The 20,102-nt window shown below is 71.9% G+C and carries 17 protein-coding genes; 8 read left to right on the top strand and 9 right to left on the bottom strand.

Going from position 1 to position 20,102, the window contains the following annotated elements; all coding sequences use genetic code 11:
• Positions 1-20: 20 nt before the first annotated feature.
• Positions 21-719, bottom strand: a complete 699-nt coding sequence (locus HHX31_RS29790) for a gamma-glutamyl-gamma-aminobutyrate hydrolase family protein (protein WP_169952407.1) — start codon at positions 717-719, stop codon at positions 21-23.
• A 294-nt stretch (positions 720-1,013) separates the two neighbouring features.
• Here HHX31_RS29790 and HHX31_RS29785 point away from each other — a divergent pair, with 294 nt between their 5' ends.
• Both HHX31_RS29785 and HHX31_RS29780 read left to right on the top strand, forming a co-directional pair.
• Complete coding sequence (locus HHX31_RS29785) at positions 1,014-2,123, top strand: globin domain-containing protein (protein ID WP_169952405.1); 1,110 nt, start codon at positions 1,014-1,016, stop codon at positions 2,121-2,123.
• Between the two features lie 79 nt (positions 2,124-2,202).
• Complete coding sequence (locus HHX31_RS29780; protein WP_169952403.1) at positions 2,203-3,279, top strand: exo-alpha-sialidase; 1,077 nt, start codon at positions 2,203-2,205, stop codon at positions 3,277-3,279.
• A gap of 15 nt (positions 3,280-3,294) precedes the next feature.
• On the opposite strand, the gene thyX is transcribed toward HHX31_RS29780, so the two are convergent.
• The 5 genes from thyX to HHX31_RS29755 form a co-directional block, all read right to left on the bottom strand.
• Positions 3,295-4,077 carry an FAD-dependent thymidylate synthase gene (gene thyX / locus HHX31_RS29775; protein WP_169952402.1) on the bottom strand — a complete coding sequence of 261 codons (783 nt, stop codon included), beginning with the start codon at positions 4,075-4,077 and terminating at the stop codon, positions 3,295-3,297.
• A 92-nt stretch (positions 4,078-4,169) separates the two neighbouring features.
• Entirely contained in the window at positions 4,170-4,958 is a 789-nt protein-coding gene (locus tag HHX31_RS29770) for an ABC transporter permease (RefSeq protein WP_169952400.1), read from the bottom strand.
• A complete protein-coding gene (locus HHX31_RS29765; RefSeq protein ID WP_249346995.1) occupies positions 4,955-5,821 on the bottom strand; it encodes an ABC transporter ATP-binding protein in 867 nt (288 codons plus the stop codon). The genes HHX31_RS29770 and HHX31_RS29765 overlap by 4 nt, the downstream gene beginning before the upstream one ends.
• 103 nt (positions 5,822-5,924) lie before the next feature.
• The gene (locus tag HHX31_RS29760; protein ID WP_311932312.1) at positions 5,925-7,124 is read right to left on the bottom strand and encodes an amidohydrolase family protein; all 1,200 of its coding nucleotides are present in this window, start codon (positions 7,122-7,124) and stop codon (positions 5,925-5,927) included.
• Positions 7,125-7,181: 57 nt separating this feature from the next.
• Entirely contained in the window at positions 7,182-9,317 is a 2,136-nt protein-coding gene (locus HHX31_RS29755; protein ID WP_169952396.1) for an anthranilate synthase component I, read from the bottom strand.
• Between the two features lie 273 nt (positions 9,318-9,590).
• Between HHX31_RS29755 and HHX31_RS29750 the strand changes: the two genes are divergently transcribed.
• Entirely contained in the window at positions 9,591-11,243 is a 1,653-nt protein-coding gene (locus HHX31_RS29750; protein WP_249346992.1) for a CocE/NonD family hydrolase, read from the top strand.
• Positions 11,244-11,311: 68 nt separating this feature from the next.
• Positions 11,312-11,896 carry an NUDIX domain-containing protein gene (locus HHX31_RS35415; RefSeq protein ID WP_311932309.1) on the top strand — a complete coding sequence of 195 codons (585 nt, stop codon included), beginning with the start codon at positions 11,312-11,314 and terminating at the stop codon, positions 11,894-11,896.
• Here the strand turns inward: HHX31_RS35415 and HHX31_RS29740 are convergent.
• The 3 genes from HHX31_RS29740 to HHX31_RS29730 form a co-directional block, all read right to left on the bottom strand.
• Positions 11,807-13,435, bottom strand: coding sequence for an ABC-F family ATP-binding cassette domain-containing protein (locus tag HHX31_RS29740; RefSeq protein WP_169952393.1), 1,629 nt, complete (start codon positions 13,433-13,435; stop codon positions 11,807-11,809). The two genes, HHX31_RS35415 and HHX31_RS29740, sit on opposite strands and share 90 nt — an antisense overlap.
• Positions 13,436-13,580: 145 nt before the next feature.
• The gene (locus tag HHX31_RS29735) at positions 13,581-15,821 is read right to left on the bottom strand and encodes an HNH endonuclease signature motif containing protein (RefSeq protein WP_249346988.1); all 2,241 of its coding nucleotides are present in this window, start codon (positions 15,819-15,821) and stop codon (positions 13,581-13,583) included.
• 203 nt (positions 15,822-16,024) lie between these two features.
• A complete protein-coding gene (locus HHX31_RS29730; RefSeq protein WP_169952389.1) occupies positions 16,025-16,555 on the bottom strand; it encodes a DUF1697 domain-containing protein in 531 nt (176 codons plus the stop codon).
• A gap of 259 nt (positions 16,556-16,814) precedes the next feature.
• Here HHX31_RS29730 and HHX31_RS29725 point away from each other — a divergent pair, with 259 nt between their 5' ends.
• The 4 genes from HHX31_RS29725 (at position 16,815) to HHX31_RS35405 (ending at position 20,051) form a co-directional block, all read left to right on the top strand.
• The gene (locus HHX31_RS29725; protein WP_211590511.1) at positions 16,815-17,036 is read left to right on the top strand and encodes a DUF3311 domain-containing protein; all 222 of its coding nucleotides are present in this window, start codon (positions 16,815-16,817) and stop codon (positions 17,034-17,036) included.
• Positions 17,033-18,619, top strand: coding sequence for a monocarboxylate uptake permease MctP (gene mctP, locus HHX31_RS29720; RefSeq protein WP_311932308.1), 1,587 nt, complete (start codon positions 17,033-17,035; stop codon positions 18,617-18,619). Before HHX31_RS29725 ends, mctP begins: the two co-directional genes overlap by 4 nt.
• A gap of 116 nt (positions 18,620-18,735) precedes the next feature.
• Positions 18,736-19,512: an amidohydrolase family protein gene (locus HHX31_RS35410; protein WP_169952386.1), complete on the top strand. Its 777-nt coding sequence runs from the start codon at positions 18,736-18,738 to the stop codon at positions 19,510-19,512.
• Positions 19,398-20,051 (top strand): amidohydrolase family protein, encoded by a 654-nt coding sequence (locus HHX31_RS35405; RefSeq protein ID WP_169952384.1) that lies wholly within the window; start codon positions 19,398-19,400, stop codon positions 20,049-20,051. Before HHX31_RS35410 ends, HHX31_RS35405 begins: the two co-directional genes overlap by 115 nt.
• Positions 20,052-20,102 lie beyond the last annotated feature (51 nt).

The following is a 20,102-nucleotide window of genomic DNA, read 5'->3' as shown; positions in this document are numbered from 1 at the left end:
CTAACAGCGCCCGCCGGGGATCAGGGGCGGGCGGCTCCCACCAGCGCCTCGATCAGACGGTTGTCCGTGCCGCGCTCGGGGTGCCACTGGACGCCGACCGCGAACCGGTGCCCCTGCAGTTCGACGGCCTCGACGATCTGGTCGTCCGCCCAGGCCACCGCGATCAGGTCGGTGCCGAGGCGCCGTACGGCCCTGCGGTGCGCGCCGGTCACCTCCGCGCGGTCGCCCACGGCCTTGCCCACCCGGCTCGACACGCTGACCGTGACCCTGTGCCCGGCCGTCTCGTGGCGGGAGTGGCCGACCGCTTCGGGCAGCGACGTGATCAACGTGCCGCCCCTGGCGACGTTGAGCACGTGCATGCCCCGCGAGATGGCCAGCAGCGGCACGTCGGCGTCCACCGCCGCCTGAGCAAGCGCCGTCTCGAACCTGTCGCGCTGGGGCTGCGGCCCGCCGAGCCCGTCGTCGTCCTGCTCCTCCCCCTGGACCTCGCCGTACAACGTGGGGTCGACGTCGACGCCCCCGGCGAGGATGACCGCGTCCAGGCGGCGCACGTAGTCGCCGGCGGACACCGGGCTCAGCGGCGGCAGCAGGACCGGGGCGCCGCCAGCCTTCTCCACCGCGTTCGCGTACGCCCGGGGCGAGATCGCGGCCTCGCGGACCCACGTGCCCCAGCGTGCGGCCTCGAGATAGGTGGTGATGCCGACGATGGGACGCGCCATGGGCCATCTCCTGGGGTGTGCGAGCGGGCAGGCCCATAATGGCGCAGATCGGTACCTTCTTGGCCGTTTTTCACTCCAGTCACACCCGTCACGCCGTAAGCGTTACGAAAAATAACGAAGTATTCACAGACGGTTGCCTTGCGGGGAATCGGTTGTCGCGCCCCGGAGCGAGTGGAACACTCCCGGTTGAGCGATCGGTCGAGCCGGGGCCACCGGCGCTCGTCACCCGGAACCTTCAGGAGGTGGATCGACAGACCGGAGCACACTTCCGGTCCCTAGGGTGGGACACAACTGATGTCGCTGAATCCGCGCCTCGTCAAGGAGAGCTTCGCGGTCGTCGAGCCCGTCGCCGGTAAGGCCGCGGGGTACTTCTACGGACGGCTGTTCACCCACTGCCCGCACATGAGGGGGATGTTCCCGCCGGGCATGGAGGTGCAGCGCGACCGGCTCTTCAACGCGCTCACCAGGATCGTCTGGATGCTGGACAGCCCCGAGGGGCTGGCGTCCTATCTCGCCCAGCTCGGGCGCGACCATCGCAAGTACGGCGTGTCCGCCGAGCACTACACCGCCGTGGGCAGCGCCCTACTCGCCACCATCAGGCACTTCGCCGCCGAGGTCTGGACCGACGAGGTCGAGGCCGCCTGGACCGAGGCGTACGCCATGGCGGCGAAGATCATGATCGACGCGGCCGCCGGGGAGGCGGCGCCGCCCTGGTGGCTGGCCGAGGTGACCGACCACGAGCAGCGCACCAGGGACATCGCCGTGCTCACGCTGCGGCCCTCGCAGCCCATGGACTTCGCCGCCGGCCAGTACGTCACGGTCCAGACGGCCAGGTGGCCGCGGGTCTGGCGGCGGTTCTCCATCGCCAATGCGCCCCGCCCCGACGGCACGCTGCGCCTGCACGTGCGCGTCGTGCCGGGCGGCTGGGTGAGCACCGCACTGGTCCGGCACACCCGCGTCGGCGACCAACTCCTGCTGGGCCCGCCCGTGGGCACGATGACGCCGCCCGAGCCCGGCCGGGACATCCTCTGCGTCGCCGGGGGCACCGGCCTCGCGCCGATCAAGGCCGTCGTCGAGCACGTCATCGCCTCGGGCGACCGGCCGAACATCCACCTGCTGTTCGGCGCCCGCCGTGCGTGCGACCTGTACGACATGCCGGACCTGGCCAGGATGGAGGCCGCCTTCCCCTGGCTGCGGGTGATTCCGGTGGTCTCCGACGACCCCGCCTACGACGGGATGCGCGGCCGCCTTCCCGACGTGGTCGAGAGGTTCCACTCCTGGGCCGGGCACGAGACGTACGTCTGCGGACCGCCCGCGATGGTGGACGAGACCGTGCGGCGGCTCCAGGACTCCGGGGTGCCTCCGGCGCGGATCCACCGCGACCCGGTCCAGCGGACCACTTGACCGGAACCTCGGGCGGACGGGAGGGCTTTCTGGCAGGATCGAATCGAAAATACGCTCGAAATCGCGACATGGGGGACCAATGACCGCACTACTCGCCATCGGCACCCGCAAGGGACTGTTCCTCGCGCGCTCCTCCGGAGGCGGGACGTTCGAGGTCGAGCCCGTGCGGTTCTCCACCATCGGGATCCACTCGGTCGCGATCGACACCCGCGCGAGCACGCCCCGGCTGCTCGCCGGGATCGAGTACGGCCACTTCGGCCCGTCGGTGATGTGGTCCGACGACCTCGGCGAGACGTGGCAGGAGGCGCAGACCCCGCCGGTCGCCTTCCCCGAGCGCACGGGGGCCGCGCTGGCCCGGGTGTGGCAGCTCCAGCCGTCACCGGCCGAACCGGACGTGGTCTGGGCGGGCGCCGAGCCCGCCGCGCTGTTCAGGTCGGAGGACCGCGGGGCCACCTACACCATGGTCGACGGCCTGTGGGACCACCCGACCCGGCCACGCTGGCAGCCGGGCGGGGGCGGCCTGTGCCTCCACACGGTGGTCCCCCACCCCCACGACCCCGAGCGCATCGGGATCGCCGCCTCCGCCGTCGGGTTCTTCCGCAGCGACGACGCGGGGGCCACCTGGCGGCCGTCCAACAAGAACATCCGCGCCCCCTTCCTCCCCGAGGGCGCGCAGTATCCGGAGTACGGGCAGTGCGTGCACAAGGTGGCGCAGCATCCCGCGACGCCGGAGCGGCTCTACCTGCAGCACCACTTCGGGGTCTACCGGTCGGACGACTTCGGCGACTCCTGGACGGAGATCGGGTCGGGCCTGCCCTCCGACTTCGGGTTCCCGATCGCCGTCGACCAGGACGACCCCGACAGGCTGTACGTCTTCCCGCTGCACGGGGACGTCGACCGGACGCCGCTCGGCCACCGGTGCCGGGTGTTCCGCAGCGACGACGCCGGGACCACCTGGCGGGGCCTGTCCGCCGGGCTGCCCGAGGGCCCGGTGCACGCCTCGGTGCTCAGGGACGCGATGTGCGCCGGGCCCGCCGGTGTGTTCTTCGGCACCCGGGACGGCGAGGTGTACGGCTCGGCGGACGCGGGCGAGACCTGGTCGCTGATCGCCCGCCACCTGCCCGACGTGCTGTGCGTGCGGGCCGCCGTCGTCTGACCTGAGCTGACCGGCTCAGACCTTGCGCCAGCCGGGGACCCAGGCGCCGTCCTCGACCACGTAGTCGCCGAACAGCGCCGGGGCCTCCTCCCGCATGACCTCCCCGATGCGGTGGAAGACGAGGCGGATCTCCTCCTCGGCTCCGGCCGCCGTACGGGCCTCGATCGTGTGCCGCAGGGTGCGCACGTTGGCCGTCCAGACCAGGCCCGTCGCGACGCCCTCGGGCGCGAAGCGACGCATGAACGAGGTGCGGTGCTTCTTCTCCGCGAACGGCACGCCGTCCTCGTCCAGCCCGAAGTGGACCGCCATCCAGTTCTGGAACTCCTCCATCCGGTCGAGCATCTCGGCCGCCCGCTTCATCAGCTCGGCGTCCTCGCGCGCCCACTCGGGGAACCAGAACGGGAGGTCGCTCAGCCGGACGAAGCGCAGCGACTCCTGCGAGATCGCCACCCCGGGCCGGTGCCGTACGAGCTCGTGGGTGAGCACCCGCGAGACGTTGTGCAGCACGAAGCTGAAGCTGAGGTGCTCCAGCACACTGCCGTGCGCGCTGGCCAGGATGTTGCGCAGATACGCCTCCTGGTCGGTGCGCACCCTCGTGACATTCGGGTTCAGCCCCGGCTCGAACGACCGGTAGCACAGCCGCCCGGCGAACTCGGCGAGGTTCTGGGCGTCGAACTCGCCGCGCTCCAGCCGCTCCAGCCAGCTCTCCCCGCCGATCTCGTGGAGGTAGCGGGCCAGCTCGTCGTAGTCGATGGACGGTTTGGCGACGAGGAAGACCTCGGGCTCGACGCTGCGCATGCACAATCCCCGTGAAGTGGTGCCGATGGATGACCGTCCAAGCAAACCAGCTCGGGCCCACGATCGCGACCCGGCCCCCGCCCGGGGACCGGTCAGGTGATGTCGCGCCGGACCGTGGTGGCGGTGGCCACCCCGGCGAACAGCAGACCCCAGGCGACCAGGACGAGGGCGCCTGCCCAGGCGGGCAGCCATTCCGGCTGGCCGAGGCCGGTGTTCACGTCGATGCTCATCAACGCCTGGGCGGCGCCGCCCGGCAGCCACTTGCCCACCACGTGCAGCGCCGGGATCGCCGTGAAGATGCTCTCGATCACGTACGTCCAGGCGATGGCCGCCACGACGCCCGCGACCTGGTTGCGCACGAGCGCTCCCAGGCCGATGCCGAACAGCGCGTACAACGCCAGGGTCGCGAGGATGCCGATGCTGATCTGCGGGACCCGCGCGCCCGACAGCGAGAACTCTCCCCCGCCGAGCATCACGGCCGGGATCACCGTGACCGCCTGGAGGACCAGCACGGCCAGGGCGAACAGCGCCCCCACGATCAGCCCGGCCACCAGCTTGGCGATGATCACCAGACCCCGCCTGGGGGTGACGAGGAAGGTCCCGGTGATCGTCTGGTAGCGGAACTCGGACGTCATCAGGACGACACCGAGGATCATCACGAAGATCCCGGCGCTGGATCCGCTCGCCCAGGCGAGCTCCGTCCACTGCGCGGTGTCCAGCCCGGGCACCGCGGCGCCGTTCTGGTCCACCCCGGCGAACGCGATGAGGACGCCCAGCCCCACCCCGACGAACAGCAACGCGACGACCAGCATGACCCACCACAGCCGGGTGGTGAACAGCTTGCGCAGCTCGGCCTTGACCAGGCCGGCAAGGAGACTCATCGTCCCTCCGTGAGCTCGAGGAAGACCTTCTGCAGGTCGGACCGCTCCTGCGTCACCTCGGTGAGCACGATCCGCCGGTCCAGGGCGACCTGGCCGATGGCCTCCGCGTCCAGCCCGCGCACCCGCAGCAGGCCGTCGTCCGCGCGTTCGACCGTCCCGCCCGCCGCCTCCAGCGCGGGGGCGAGGTCGGCGGCCTGCGCGGAGCGCACCCGGACGGACCCGGTGCCGCCGCCGGTGAGCTCGGCGAGGCTCCCCTGCCGGACCAGGCGGCCCTTGGCGATGATCACCACGTTGTCCACGGTCTGCTCGACCTCCGACAGCACGTGGCTGGAGACGAGCACCGCGGCCCCCTCGTCATGGGCGAGGTGGCGCAGGAACCCGCGCAGCCACTCGATTCCCGCCGGGTCGAGGCCGTTGGCGGGCTCGTCCAGGATGTAGACGCGGGGCCGACCGAGCAGGGCCGAGGCCAGCGCGAGCCGCTGCCGCATGCCCAGCGAGAAGCCGAGCACGCGCTTGCCCGCGGCGTCCCCGAGGCCGACCTGCTCCAGCGCCTCGTCGGCGCGGGCGTCGGGCAGCCCGGCCGCCGTACACAGGATGCGCAGGTGGTTGCGGGCGGTCCGGCCGGGGTGGAAGCTCGTGGCCTCGAGCACGGCGCCGACCTCGGTCACCGGACGGGGCAGCGTGACATAGCGCTCGCCGTTGACCAGCGCCTCACCAGAGTCGGGAGTGACCAGGCCGAGCAGGCAGCGGAGCGTGGTCGTCTTGCCCGCGCCGTTGGGGCCGAGATATCCGGTGACGGATCCGGCCTCCACGCTGAACGAGACGCCGTCCACGGCCTTCACCGGCCCGAAGGACTTAATCAAGTTTTTGATCTCTATAGCAGCCATCGTGGCGAAATTATTTCGCACCACATGCGCTGGTTCCTCCTCATTAAGGAGGATGTTTGACCTCGACCGATCGCGGCTCTCAGAGGCGGTAGACGCGGCGGGCGTTCCCCGCGCCGATCATGTGGGCGATCCTGGCCGCGTCGGATGGGCTCCACTCCCCCTCGGCGATCCGGTCGGCGAGCACACGCGCCATGCCCCTGCGGTGGCAGAGCGCGGCCAGGAAACACAGCTCGGCGGCTCCGTGACCCCCGGAGCCGTACATCTGCTTGTGGAACGGGACGAGTTCGAGCAGCTCACGCAGGACCTGCGCGGAGCCCGTGGCGGTGTGCGCGACGGCGGGCCCCGCGTCGACGTACACGTGGGGGAAGACGCCCGCCAGGTACGCCGCCTGCCGGTGGTAGGGGTAGCAGTGCAGCAGGACGACCGGCACCCCCAGCGGGGCGAGCGCGCGCACGAACCCCGTCAGCAGCGTGGGATCGGCCGGATGACCGGCGTTCCCCGCGTCGCCGGGACCGAGGCCCGACAGTCCCCGGCCGGACAGACCGCAGTGGAACTGCAGCGGCAGGCTCCGCTCCCTGGCGACGTCGACCGCCGCCCACAGCAGGTGCCGTACGAGGACGGGGTCGTCCAGACGGGCCTTGGGGTCGGCGAGCCTGCGGCCGGCCGCCGCGATCACGCTGCCGCGCGACGGCCTGGAGGGGTCGAAGCCGAGGCCGCACCGGTGCGCCGCGACCGACTTGAGCGCGGCGGCCCTGGCCGCGCGCGCCGCGAGCTCGTCCCGCAGCAGCCCCGCGTAGTCGGCGGCGGGCAGCCCGGCCTCCGCGACGTCCTGCTCCACCTGCTCCAACCGGACGATCTCGTCCGCGGCGGCCCCGCCGATCCGGCCCATCTCGGCGGGCGAGAGCATGCCGGGGACGTCGAGCCCGGAGTCGACCAGGAAGGCAGAGACCCCGGCGCCGCGCAGCAACCGGCGGTTGACCTCGGCCGCGCCGAACTCGGCGCGGCGCGACAGGTAGACGGTGGCCGAGGCGTGCGGCTCCAGGCCGAGGACCGGCGCGCACCAGCGGCGGATCGCCGCGCCCGCCGGGGTGTCGAAGTGCGTCGTCCCCGGCGGCGCCGGGGTGCCGCCCGCACCGATGAGCTGCTCGAATCCCGACCTGGTGGTGTCGTCGCGGCGCACGCCGTGGCAGTGCTGGTCCACCATGGGCGCGAGCAGGGCCGCCCGCACCGCGTCGGGCAGGCGCACGGGCAGCAGTTCGTCAGGTCTCGGCTCCGGCACGGCGTGGACTCTACGGCTCCCCCGCCGCGCCGGCGCCTGCCTCGACGCCCTCTTTACTCAGTCATGGCGCGCGCAAAGCCGCAGGACGTTCGCGATGATCCGCGCTCCGGCGCCGCCCTGCGTAGTCAGGATCGACTCGGGGTGGAACTGCACGCCGAAGCGCAGGTTCTCGGCGTCCTCGATCGCCATGGCCGCGCCGTCCGGCGTGTACGCGGTGACCCGGAAGCCCTTGACCCCCGGCTCCTTCGCGTGCACCGAGTGGTAGCGGGCCGCGACGAACTCGCCTGGCAGCCCGTCGAGCAGCGCGCTGTCGCCCTCGCGGCGGACCCGGCCGCGCTTGCCGTGCTCCGGGTAGGGCAGCAGTTCGAGCGTGCCACCCGCCTGCTCGACCATGGCCTGCAGGCCCAGGCACACCCCGAAGACCGGCAGCCTCCTGGCGTACAACGCCTCGACGAGCGCCGAGCAGCCGAAGTCGGACGGCCAGCCGGGGCCCGGCGACAGCACGACGAGCGTGGGCGCGATCTCGTCGATCTTGTCCAGCGGGAAACCGTGCCGCAGCGTGACGACCGAGGCGCCCTGCTGCCGGAAGTAGTCGGCGAGCGTGTTGACGAACGAGTCCTCGTAGTCCACGAGCAACACGCGGTGGCCCTCGCCCGGCAGGTCGGCCCGGGGCTCCGCCCGTGCCTCGTCCCTGGGCCGGGCGGCCGCCGCGAGCGCTCCGAGGAGCGCGCTGGCCTTGAGCTCGGTCTCCCGCTCCTCGGCCTCGGGATCGGAGTCGTACAGCAGCGTGGCGCCGGCCCGCACCGTGGCGACCCCGTCGCGGATCTGCGCGGTGCGCAGGGTCAGGCCGGTGTTCATCGAGCCGTCGAAGCCGATGAAGCCGACCGCGCCGCCGTACCAGCGCCTGGTGGTCTCCTCGTGGTCCTCGATGAACTGCATGGCCCACGCCTTGGGCGCGCCGGTCACGGTGACGGCCCACATGTGGGTGAGGAACGCGTCGAGGGCGTCGAACTCGGGGCGCAGCCGGCCCTCGATGTGGTCGACGGTGTGGATCAGCCGGGAGTACATCTCGATCTGTCGGCGGCCGATGACCCGGACGCTGCCCGGGACGCAGATGCGCGACTTGTCGTTGCGGTCCACGTCCGTGCACATGGTCAGCTCCGACTCCTCCTTCACGCTGGACAGCAGCGTGCGGATGGCCTCGGCGTCCTCGACGGGGTTGGCCCCGCGCGCGATCGTGCCGGAGATCGGGCAGGTCTCCACCCGGTCGCCGGTCACCCGGACGTACATCTCGGGCGAGGCGCCGACCAGGTGCTCGCCGTCGCCGAGGCTGAGCAGGAACTCGTACGGCGCGGGGTTCTCCACGCGCAGCGACCGGTAGAAGGCGGAGGGGTCGGCGCAGGCGCCGTGGAAGATCTGGCCGGGGACGACCTCGAACAGGTCGCCGCGCTGGAACTTCTCCTTGGCCTTGGCGACGACCTCGGCGTAGGTCCCCCGCACCGGGTCCGGCGGGATCTCGCGGGGCGCGACCAGCGGGATCGCCTCACCGGTGCGCTCCAGGCCACGGGTGGAGACGCCGTCCACGGTGAAGTCGTAGCAGTGCTCCACGCTGGTCTCGCGGACCCGGTCGATCACGACGAGCCGGTCGGGCAGGTGCAGCACCAGGTCGCGCTGGTCGCCGGGCCGGGTCAGGCGATAGCGGATCGGCTCGAACTGGAACGCCAGGTCGTAGCCGAAGGCGCCGTACAGGCCGAGGTGCGGGTCGTCGGACCGGAAGGCCGCGATGATCTCGCGGATGGCGGTGAAGACGGTGGGACGGCGGCTGCGCATCTCCTCGGGCAGCAGGTCCTCGGACTCGGCGACGTGCACCTCGACGTAGCCGGGGGTCGGCTCGGCCTCCGGCTTGCCTGCGGCGAGCAGGCAGGAGGCGACGGCGGGCAGCACGACCTCGCCGCGCTCGTTGAGCGCCCGGGCGGATATCCGCCGGCCGCGCGCCACGATCTCCAGGCAGGGATCGACGTAGCCGAACGCCCATCTGCTGTAGCGGCCTGGGTAGTCCATGCCGGAGGAGAAGGCACCGCCGCGCCGCTCCCCCAGCGACGTGACGATCTCTTCCAGCGCCTCCTCGGGCACCTCGCGCACCCGGCGCTCGACCGCGATGCCGCCGGCCGTGGTATATCCGCTGATCTCCACTGTCCACGCCCTTTTCGTATGCCCCGGGGCGGACACACAGAAGGCCGCCTCCAACGGGGCGGCCGGTCTCCAATGCGAATGCGAAAACGCCGCCTGCTAGCGGCGCCACCACTGGAAGGATGCAGGAGTTCGCACGTCGTAAGGGTAACCGCGAGAGGCGCGATCATGCAACGCGACGCGTCTGGAAGCGCGAGAACCGGATAGATATTCTGCTACTGGTCGGAAACTCCGCTTTCAGCCGGGCATGACACACCCGGGGGAAGGAGGGGCATCATGGTCCGCGTGCCGGCCGGTCCGCCGCCGCACCGCCGCGTCATGGTCCGGCGGAGCGCCTCCCGGGGACTCCGGGTCAGGGTGCGCCGCGACGTTCCCGTGCCGATGCCGGACGGCGTCACCCTCCTGGCCGACCACTACACCCCCGTCGGCGCCGACCGGCCGCCGACGATCCTCATCCGCACGCCGTACGGGCGGGCCGGCGTGGTCGGCTGGATGTACGGCTGGTCCTTCGCCCGGCACGGGTTCCAGGTCGTGCTGCAGAGCTGCCGGGGCGGTTTCGGCTCCGGCGGGCGGCTCGATCCCCTGGTGCACGAGCAGGAGGACGGCCTGGCGACCGTCGAGTGGATGCGGGCGCAGTCGTGGTACGGCGGCGTTTTCGCCATGCACGGGCCCTCCTACCTGGGCTACACCCAGTGGGCGATCGCCGCGCGGACCCCCGACCTGCGGGCGATGGCCGTGCAGGTGACCGCCTCGTGCTTCCGGGACGCGGCGTACGTCGGCGGGTCGTTCGCGCTGGAGTCGACGCTGATCTGGACGACGCTCACGGCGGGGCTGGAGGGCAGGCTGAGCGGGATGGCCCCGTTCACCGCGCCCCGGCGCACGCGCCGGGCGGTGCTGTCGGGCCTGTCGGGCCATCCGCTGCCCGAACTCGACATGCTGTCTGCGGGCAGGCCGCTGCCGTTCTACCGGGAACTGGTGGCCCACCACGCTCAGCCCCTCTGTACGTACTGGGACAAGAGAGACTTCTCCGCGTCAGTCGGGGAGGTCGGCGCCGAGATCACGATGACCGGCGGCTGGTACGACGTATTCCTGCCCTGGCAGCTCAAGGACTACGCGGCGCTGCGCGCGGCCGGGCGGCGGCCCTACCTGACGATCGGGCCCTGGTATCACGCCGACATCCGCCACGGGCGGGCCGCCAACGCCGACGCCCTGGCCTGGTTCCGCGCCCACCTGCTCGGCGACCCCTCCGGGCTGCGCCCCTCCCCCGTCCGCCTGTACGTCACCGGCGCGGGCGAATGGCGGGACGAGCCCGACTGGCCGCCGCCCGGCATGCGGCGCGAGCGCTGGCACCTGCAGCCGGGCTTCGCCCTGTCGCCGGACAACCCGGGCGGTGGCGAGCCCGACCACTACCGCTACGACCCCGCGCACCCGACGCCCGTGATCGGCGGCCCGGTGCTGATCGGCAACTCCGAGCCGAGGGACAACCGGCGGCTGGAGGCCCGCCGCGACGTGCTCGTGTACACCTCGGATCCGCTCACCCGGGACACCGAGATGATCGGCCCGGTGAGCGCCGAGTTGTTCGTGCGCACCGGCAGGCAGCACACCGACTTCGTCGTACGAGTGTGCGACGTGCACCCCGACGGCGCGTCGATGAACGTCTGCGAGGGCGTGCGCAGGCTGACGCCGCGGCTGCCGGCGGACAGGGACGGCGTCCGCCGGGTGGAGATCGACCTGTGGCCGATAGGTCACCGGTTCCGCCGCGGCCACCGTGTCCGGGTGCAGGTGGCGAGCGGCGCGTACCCGCGCATCGCGCGCAATCCGGGCACCGGCGCGCCGCTGACCGCCGGCACTCCCATGGTCGCCTCGGACCAGGAGATCCTGCACGACCCCCGGCATCCCTCCGCCGTGATCCTCCCCATGCTGCCCTGATGCGCCCCGCTGATATGTCGGCTGATATGTCGGCTGATATGTCGGCCGGGCGCGCTACCCTCGCGACCGTGGCGATCAAGAACTCCCACTGCTCCTTCTGCGGAGCCGCCTACGCGCCCGGCCTGCCCTGGCCGAGGACCTGCGAGGAATGCGGGAACACCGGTTATCTCAACCCCCTGCCGGTCGCGGTCATGGTGCTACCCGTGGACGACGGCCTACTCGTCGTCCGCAGGGACGTCGAGCCGCACCGCGGCCTGCTCGCCCTCCCCGGCGGTTTCGTCGACGTCGGCGAGTCCTGGCAGGAGGCGGCCGCACGGGAGCTCCGCGAGGAGACGGGCGTCGTCGTCGACGCGGCGGCCGTGCGGCTGTTCGACGTGATCAGCGCGCCGGACGGCACCGTGCTGATCTTCGGCCTCGGGCCGCGTACGACCGCCGGCGCGCTCCCGCCGGTCGCCCGCACCGAGGAGACCAGCGAGTGGCTGGTGATCGACGGCCCACGGGAGCTGGCCTTCCCGCTGCACACCCAGGTGGTGGCCGGCTACTTCGGCTCCGTCCCCGGGCCGTCAGGCCTCGTCGATCCGGCCGGCCTCGACGACGACGCGGCGCGTGGTGTGGACGGCCTTCAGCATGCGCCGGTCGTGCGTGACGAGTAGCAGCGTCCCCGTGTACGAGTCGAGCGCCGACTCCAGCTGTTCGATCGCCGGAAGGTCGAGGTGGTTGGTGGGCTCGTCCAGCACGAGCAGGTTGACGCCCCGGGCTTGAAGGAGGGCGAGGGCCGCCCTGGTCCGCTCACCCGGCGACAGCGTTGCCGCCGGGCGGAGCACGTGGTCGGCGCGCAGTCCGAACTTGGCCAGCACCGTGCGCACCTCCGCGGGCGGCAGGTCGACGAGCGCGCCGAACGCGTCGAGCAGCGGCTCGTCGCCCTCGAACAGTGCGCGGGCCTGGTCGACCTCGCCGACCACCACGCCGGCGCCGAGCGTGGCCGTCCCCTCGTCGAGCGGGAGCCGGCCGAGCAGCACACCGAGCAACGTGCTCTTGCCCGAGCCGTTCGCGCCGGTGATCGCGACCCGGTCCGCCCAGTCGATCTGCAGGTCGACGGGCCCGAGCGTGAAGGCGCCACGTCGCACGAGCGCGCCGCGCAGCGTCGCCACCACGGCCCCGGAGCGGGGCGCGGCGGCGATCTCCATCCGCAGCTCCCACTCCTTGCGCGGCTCCTCCACGACATCCAGCCGCTCGATCATCCTCTCCGTCTGCCGCGCCTTGGCCGCCTGCTTCTCCGTCGCCTCGGTGCGGAACTTCCGTCCGAGCTTGTCGCCGTCGGGGGCCTTGCGGCGCGCGTTCTTGACGCCCTTCTCCATCCACGCCCGCTGGGACCGGGCGCGGGCCTCCAGGGACGCCCTGGTGTCGGCGTACTCCTCGTACTGCTCGCGCGCGTGCCTGCGGGCGACCTCGCGCTCCTCCAGGTAGGCGTCGTAGCCGCCGCCGTACGCGCGGACCTGCTGCTGGACCAGGTCGAGCTCGACCACCCTGTTCACCGTACGGGCGAGGAACTCGCGGTCGTGACTGACGACCACGGTCCCGGCGCGCAGCCCGGTCACGAAGCGTTCGAGCCGGTCCAGGCCGTCAAGGTCCAGGTCGTTGGTGGGCTCGTCGAGCAGGAACACGTCGTAACGGCTGAGCAGCAGCGAGGCGAGCCCCACCCGGGCCGCCTGACCGCCGGACAGGGACGCCATCTCCTGCTCAAGGCCGACCGTGAGCCCGAGGTCCGCGGCCACCTCCGCGGCCCGCTCCTCCAGGTCGGCGCCGCCCAGGGCGAGCCAGCGGTCGAGAGCCTCGGCGTACGCGTCGCCGGGATCGCCGCCCACGAGCGCCTCGGTGGCCGCGTCGAGCGCCCGTTGCGCGGCGGCGACCCCGGTGCGTCGGGCGAGGAAGGCCGCGACGGTCTCGCCTGGCCGCCGTTCAGGCTCCTGCGGCAGGTGACCGACGTTTGCGGTGGGCGGGCTGAGCCGTACGCTGCCGTGTTCGGGGGCGTCGAGGCCGGCCAGCAGGCGCAGCAGCGTCGACTTGCCCGCGCCGTTCACCCCAACCAGCCCCACGACGTCCCCGGGCGCGACGACAAGATCGAGATCCGCGAACAGGACGCGATCGCCGTGCCCGGCGGCGAGCTCCTTCGCGACAAGAGTGGCGCTCATCAGGACACCGACCCTACTGGGTTCGGCATCGAGGGCTACTCCTGACGCCGGATACCCACCGCGCCGCACCGCCCGTGCCGCCCGCGCTCGCGCTGCCCACGTCGGCTGGTCTTTGCGTCTCGGTGGGCTGTCCCTCTCGCGCCCGCTATACCTGCGTGCGTCTGGTGCGGCCGTGGTAGGTGAAGGCCCAGCGGTCTTTGCCGATCTGGCGCCGGGTGTAGCGGTGGGGGTGTTGGTAGCGGTCGCGGTTGTGGAACTGGCAGGCGGGGCCGAGGAGTTTCAGGTCGGTGAGGCCGCCGGTGCTCCAGTTGTCGGCGTGGTCGATCTGGCACAGGGTGGCGGGCAGTGGGCAGCCGTCGATCCAGCAGGTGGCGTAGCGGGCGAAGATGGCCCGCCGCTGCGCGGGGGTGGCGAGGCGGACTTTGCGGCCCATGTCGAGGACCTGGCCGTCAGCGTCCATGACGATGCGCATGAGGGTGGAGGTGCGGGCCAGCCGGTGCACGCTGGTGACGGGCAGGACCTGTCCGGTGGCCAGCAACAACCCCGGCACCATCCCCAACCCCACACCCAACCCCGCACCCAGGCCTGCCCCCGGTGGCGCTTCCCATGACGCCCCCGATGCTGCTCCCGGCTCTGCTCCCGGTGCGCCGGGCGGCGGCTCTGCTCCCGGTGAGGTCCCCGGTGCTGCTGCCGGTGTCTGTTCGCCGCGCGGTGCCTGACCGCTGCCCTGCTCACCGCTGCTCTGCTGACTGCTGCTGTGCGCATGCGGGACCTCCCTCGCAGGCCGGGGCCCGGCGTGGGTGTGGTGGGCATAGGTATCTTCCGGAGGATCGGGCGAGCGCCACTCACCCCAACGCGACTCCCGCGATCCCCCCTCCCGACTACGACCCGCGCCCTCCTGCGGTTCCTCCTGGTGCGGCCCACCCGGCTGCGGCGAGCGCGGCGAGTCGTGCTCTGGCTTACGGTGCGCCTGGTCGCTGTGCTCCTGGTCGCTCTGCTGTGGTTCCTGCCGCGACTCGCTTTGCTGCCCGGTTCTCGCCTGCGCGCGGCCGGTCACGTCAGCGCCGGACTCCCCGTCGCGGAGGCCGGCCGCGCCGCCAGTCGCAGTGCGACCCGCGCCGCCGACCGTGCTGGCACCTGTGGTGTCGGCATCGTCGGTGCCGTCGGTGTCGTCAATCTCTTCGGCCCGCCGGGCGTCCCGGTCGCCCTCAGCAGTCCCGGCGTCCTGCCTGCCGCTGTCGCTGTCGTGGCTGTCCTGGCCGTCTTCAGGGGCCCCTGCCTGCTCGGGTCCTTCGGCGGTCTCCGCCGCCGGGTCGGCTGCAGGGGCGGTAGTGGGCTCGGGGTCGGTGGGGAGGGACTCGGCGTTGACCAGCACGAGAAGCTCGGTGGTGATCTGCTGTTCCAGCAGGGCGATGAACGCGTCCGCCTGACGCTCTGCCAGTGACCGGTCATCGCCCTGCGCCCGTGGCCGGGCGTAGGCGTCCAGCAGCGCCCGCAACCGGGCCGCCGCCTCACGCGGGAGATAGAACTCCCCCTCCAGGCCGCCGCCCTTGCCCGGGCGCACCCGCAACGACCGCCGCCCGTAATCGGCCCGCTCGTCGCGATCTTCGCCGTCGGGGTCCAGCACCGCCCGCAGATACCGCCCCGCCTTGGCCACCTCCGTCGCGCCCGCCCGCCCGGCCAGCTCCACCAGGATCGGCTCGGCCAGCCGTGCCTGTTCGTCGGTCAGCCCGGCAACGGCGGCGCAGATCGCCTCCACCACCCCCGCCGCCAGCTGTCCGGTGGCGAACTTCTCCCGCACGGTGGGCAGCCGTGCCAGTTCGGTCGCCAGGGTGAGCAGGCGGCCCGCACCCCCGACGGTCATCCCTCCGGCGGTGCGCAACCAGCTGCGGGTGGAGGCGTGCCCATGCTGTCTGGCCTGACCCGCGCGATGCACCCGCCCGACGCGGTCGGCCAGCGCACACGTGATCCGATCCCGCACGAACAACAAATCCTCAGCCTCGGCCAGACAGATCTCCACCGCCTCCGGGACCGGAGCCAACGCCAGCGCCTGCGCCGACTCCCGCAACGACCCCACCAGTACCCACGACGACCGAACCCGCCGATCACCCCCACCGGCCTCGGCCTCGGCGTCTGCACCGGCAGGACCGGCTCCGGGGTTCTCCGGGCTGCCGGCAGCGCCGCCGGTGGCCGGGCCATCGCTTGCCGGGCCATCGTCTGCAGGACCGTCGGGTGCCGGGGCGTCGGTGGCGGGTCCGCACTCGTCATGGGCGAGTGAACCGTCCGTCGACCACAAAGGAGAATCAGCGATCAGCCGATCCCACCAGCCGTCATCGGGTCCGTTCGAAGGACGAGGGCGATCACGATCCGGATCGAACAGATCCATCCCCGCCCCCTACTAGACTCGAACACCTGTATGAATTTTCTCAGCTCTCCTTCGCAGGAGCAACCGGCCGAGCGGATTAGTTGGAGTTGCAGGTGGCGGCCCTGTCCCCAAGACGAACGAAGCATGCCTGCCACGGTCGCCGGGCGCGTCGACTGAGAGGGTCGCCCGCGGCCGGGCCCGCTGTCCCCGGCCAGAGGGCGACCCTAGAGATCCTCCTCGGCGAGCGAGAGCAGGCGGGTGACCGTGTTCCAGTTGCGCATGGTCGCCGGACCGGCCGAGCGCTTCTCCAGGAGAGACGGCAGCCTGGGCCGTCGCAGCCCGTCGGGGAAGTAGACGTAGAGCTCCCGCTCGCCCACCCGCATCTCCTCCGGGGCGTACGCCGCACGGTCGATACTCTCCAGTTCCTCGCGGTCCGGCGGCCTGGCCAGGAAGACCACGGCGAACCGGGCCGGGTCCCGGACCTCCAGGGGGTTGCGCTCCACCACTTCGCGAAGCTGCCCGGCCGTACGGACGATCACCGCGGCCGGCACGCCGAGCTCCTCCTCCACCCCGCGCTCGATCGCGGCGGCGATGGACTCGGCGTCCCCGTCGGCCGTGAACAGGGCGTTCCCGCTACGCAGGTGGGTGCGTACGTTCCCGTAGCCGAGCCGTTCCAACAGTGCCTTCAGATCGGCCATCGCCACCGCGCTGGCGGGGTTGACGTTGATGCCGCGCAGCAGCGCCACATAACGCATCGCGTCACCTCCTTCCGGCGTGACGCTACCCTCCGTTCCTGTCAGACTGCGTCAGGTATCGGATTGTCAGACACGTAGTCATTTGTGCGGTCGCGGGTCGTCGCTGGGCGCGTCAACACGACCGTTCGGCGATCGGTGAGCCGTCTGTCACCTGGGCGTCTTCTACGCTGCGGCCGAGTAACGGTCCCGCTGGTCCGCGTGACGTTCAGTCACGCGGGGCTGCCGGGCACGCCTGGTCCGTGTCCGATTGGAGAACGTGTTGACGACCCCCCGCGACGACCGCCGCCGGAGCCCGGACTACAGTCCGCTCAACTGGCTGCTCCTCCTGCCGGTCGTGATCCCGCTCGTCCCGCCCCTGTTCAACGCGGTGGAACCCCGGCTGTTCGGCGTGCCGCTGTTCTACTGGCTGCAGCTCGCCTTCATCGTCCTCGGCGTCACCACGACCACCCTCGTCTACCGCGCGACGAGGAGGAACCGGTGAAGACCACCGAGATCGTCATCTTCACGATCCTCTTCCTGGTCGTCAGCGGCATGGGTTTCCTGGCCGCCCGCTGGCGCCGCCCGAACGACCTCGCCAGCCTGAACGAATGGGGCCTCGGCGGGCGCAGCTTCGGAAGCTGGATCACCTGGTTCCTGATCGGCGGCGACCTCTACACGGCGTACACGTTCGTGGCCGTGCCCGCCCTGATCTTCGGCGCGGGCGCCATGGGCTTCTACGCCGTGCCGTACACGGTGGTCGTCTACCCGATGGTGATGCTCGTGCTGGTCCGGCTGTGGTCGGTCTCGCACGTGCACAATCTCGTCACGCCGGCCGACTTCGTCCGCGTGCGCTTCGGCTCGCCCACGCTGGCGCTGCTCGTGGCGATCACCGGCATCGTCGCGACCATGCCGTACATCGCGCTGCAGCTCATCGGCATCGAGGCGGTGCTGAAGACGATGGGCCTGACGGGCGACCTGCCGTTGATCGTCGCGTTCGCGATCCTCGCGGCGTACACCTACCAGTCCGGGCTGCGCGCCCCCGCGCTGATCGCGTTCGTCAAGGACTCGCTGATCTACCTCGTGATCCTGGTCGCGATCATCTACATCCCGGCGAAGCTGGGCGGCATGGGCTCGGTCTTCGACGCCGCGAAGGCCAAGTTCGACGCCGCGGGCAGCGGCGGCATCACGCTCAACGCGAACAACCAGCTCCAGTACGTCACGCTCGCGCTGGGCTCGGCGCTCGCGCTGTTCCTGTATCCGCACAGCGTCACCGGCATCCTCGCCTCGCGGAACCGGAACGTCATCAAGCGGAACATGTCGGCCCTGCCCGCCTACAGCCTGCTGCTCGGCCTGATCGCGCTGCTCGGCTACATGGCGATCGCGGCCGGGATCACGCCCATCGGCAAGGACAACAACACGATCGTGCCCCGGCTGTTCGACGCGATGTTCCCCGACTGGTTCGCCGGGGTCGCGTTCGCGGCCGTCGGCATCGGCGCGCTCGTGCCCGCCGCCATCATGTCGATCGCCGCGGCCAACCTCTTCTCCCGCAACATCTACAAGGAGTACGTGAACCGGAACGCGACCGCCGCGCAGGAGGCCACGGTCAGCAAGGTCGCGTCGCTGGTCGTGAAGGTGGGCGCGGTGCTGTGCATCCTGCTCATCGACCCGCAGTTCTCGATCGACCTTCAGCTCATCGGCGGCGTGATCATCCTGCAGACGCTCCCGTCGGTGGGCCTCGGGCTCTACACCCGGTGGTTCCACCGGGGCGGCCTGATCGCCGGCTGGGCCGCCGGCATGGCGGCCGGGATGCTGCTGCTGTACAACATCTCCAACCCGGCCACCGACCACGCCCACTTCGGCGGCTCGGCCTTCCCGCTGGCGCAGCTCGGGTTCGACACCAAGATCACGGTGTACGCCGGGTTCCTCGCGCTGATCGTGAACCTCGTCGTCGCCGTGCTCGGGACCTTCGTGGCCCGCGCGTTCAGGAGCTCCGACGGCCCGGACGGCACCCGGCCGGAGGACTACTTCGCCGACCAGGGCGACCCGCGCGTCCACGAACTGGAGACGACGGCGCCCGCCGCCTGATCGGGCTCCGTACGGACTTGTGGCCGGCTTGACGCGGCGGCGCGCGCCGCGTGGAGCCGGCCACAAGCGTGCGATGGCACAAAGAGGCATCACCTCGAACGACGAAGGAGCGAAGGATGCCTCTCAGCAACGACCTGATCGTCACCGGCGGTCACGTGATCGGCATGGACCCGGCGGTGCCGGACGGCCCCGCCGACGTCGTCGTCCGCGACGGCGTGATCGTCTCGGTCGGCCTCGCCGCCGGAGCGTCCCCGGACGCGGACGTCATCGACGCCTCCGGCTGCGTGGTCATGCCGGGCCTGGTCGACACCCACCGCCACACCTGGCAGTCCGCGCTGCGCCACATCGGGCTGGACTGGAGCCTGATGGACTACCTCGGGGCCGCGTTCCTCCAGCTCGGGCCGAACTTCCGGCCCGAGGACGTCTACGCGGGCACCCTGCTCGGCGCGCTCGGCGCGCTTGAGGCCGGGATCACCACGCTCGTCGACTGGTCCCACATCCAGAACACCCCCGAGCACAGCGACGCCGCCGTGGCCGCGCTGCGCGACAGCGGCATTCGCGGCGTCTTCGCCTACGGCTGGCCGCAGATCGACCCGCTCGCCTGGGTGGGCGACCACAGCGACGCGGAACTTCCCGCGGACGTCCGCCGGGTCAGGGACGTGCTCCGCGACGACACCGCCCGCGTGACGATGGCCCTGGCGGCGCGCGGCCCGGAGATGTCGGCCCCGTCGGCCGGCGCGACCTGCTGCTCGCGCGGGACCTCGGCCTGCGGGCCACCATGCACGTCGGCTCCGCTGACAAGGCGGACAGCGTCGAGTGGCTGCACGCCGAGGGCCTGCTCGACGAGACGATCACGCTGGTGCACGCGAGCGCGACCGGCGACGACGCGCTGAAGGCCGCCGCGGGCGCGGGCGCGACCGCGAGCGTCTCACCGTTCATCGAGATGACCATGCCCGGGCTCGGCACGCCCGCGACCGGCCGTCTCCTGCGCGCGGGCCTCGTCACCGGCCTCAGCACCGACACCGAGGTCGCCACGTCGGGAGACATGTTCACGCAGATGCGCGCGGCCCTCGCGCACCACAGGTTCACGCGGGACCCGGCGCCGCTGACCGCCGCCGACCTGCTGCGGATGGTCACCGCCGACGGCGCCGCGGTGGCCGGGCTGTCCGCCGTCACCGGCAGCCTCACGCCCGGCAAGCGCGCCGACCTGATCGTGGTCGAGGCCGGCACCCCCGCCATGGCCCCGATGCTCGACCCGCGCGCCGCCGTCGTCCTCGCCGGCCACCCCGGGCTGGTCCGTACGGTCGTCTGCGACGGCGTGGTGGTGAAGCGGGACGGCGTGCTCACCGGGCCGGTCGGGCGGGCCATGGACGCCGCCGCCGCGAGCCTCGCGCACCTCCGCGAAGCCGTGCCCGCGGTGCTCTGCCCCTGAGGGCTCATCGGCTGAGGGCTCAGTCGCGGCCGATGATCGTGCCACAATCCC

The sequence above is a fragment of the Microbispora sp. H11081 genome (assembly GCF_012999535.1).
In the GTDB taxonomy this organism is placed as follows: domain Bacteria; phylum Actinomycetota; class Actinomycetes; order Streptosporangiales; family Streptosporangiaceae; genus Microbispora.
This window is presented reverse-complemented; position numbering and strand designations above follow the sequence as displayed.

Excerpts from the sequence above, each read along its gene's own strand:
- HHX31_RS35405 (WP_169952384.1), top strand. The coding sequence starts at position 19,398 with ATGCACGTCGGCTCCGCTGACAAGGCGGACAGCGTCGAGTGGCTGCAC.
- HHX31_RS29790 (WP_169952407.1), bottom strand. The coding sequence starts at position 719 with ATGGCGCGTCCCATCGTCGGCATCACCACCTATCTCGAGGCCGCACGC.
- HHX31_RS29730 (WP_169952389.1), bottom strand. The coding sequence starts at position 16,555 with ATGCGTTATGTGGCGCTGCTGCGCGGCATCAACGTCAACCCCGCCAGC.
- HHX31_RS35410 (WP_169952386.1), top strand. The coding sequence starts at position 18,736 with ATGCCTCTCAGCAACGACCTGATCGTCACCGGCGGTCACGTGATCGGC.
- HHX31_RS29735 (WP_249346988.1), bottom strand. The coding sequence starts at position 15,821 with ATGGATCTGTTCGATCCGGATCGTGATCGCCCTCGTCCTTCGAACGGA.
- HHX31_RS29740 (WP_169952393.1), bottom strand. The coding sequence starts at position 13,435 with ATGAGCGCCACTCTTGTCGCGAAGGAGCTCGCCGCCGGGCACGGCGAT.
- HHX31_RS29785 (WP_169952405.1), top strand. The coding sequence starts at position 1,014 with ATGTCGCTGAATCCGCGCCTCGTCAAGGAGAGCTTCGCGGTCGTCGAG.
- thyX (WP_169952402.1), bottom strand. The coding sequence starts at position 4,077 with ATGCGCAGCGTCGAGCCCGAGGTCTTCCTCGTCGCCAAACCGTCCATC.
- HHX31_RS29750 (WP_249346992.1), top strand. The coding sequence starts at position 9,591 with ATGGTCCGCGTGCCGGCCGGTCCGCCGCCGCACCGCCGCGTCATGGTC.
- HHX31_RS29770 (WP_169952400.1), bottom strand. The coding sequence starts at position 4,958 with ATGAGTCTCCTTGCCGGCCTGGTCAAGGCCGAGCTGCGCAAGCTGTTC.
- HHX31_RS29780 (WP_169952403.1), top strand. The coding sequence starts at position 2,203 with ATGACCGCACTACTCGCCATCGGCACCCGCAAGGGACTGTTCCTCGCG.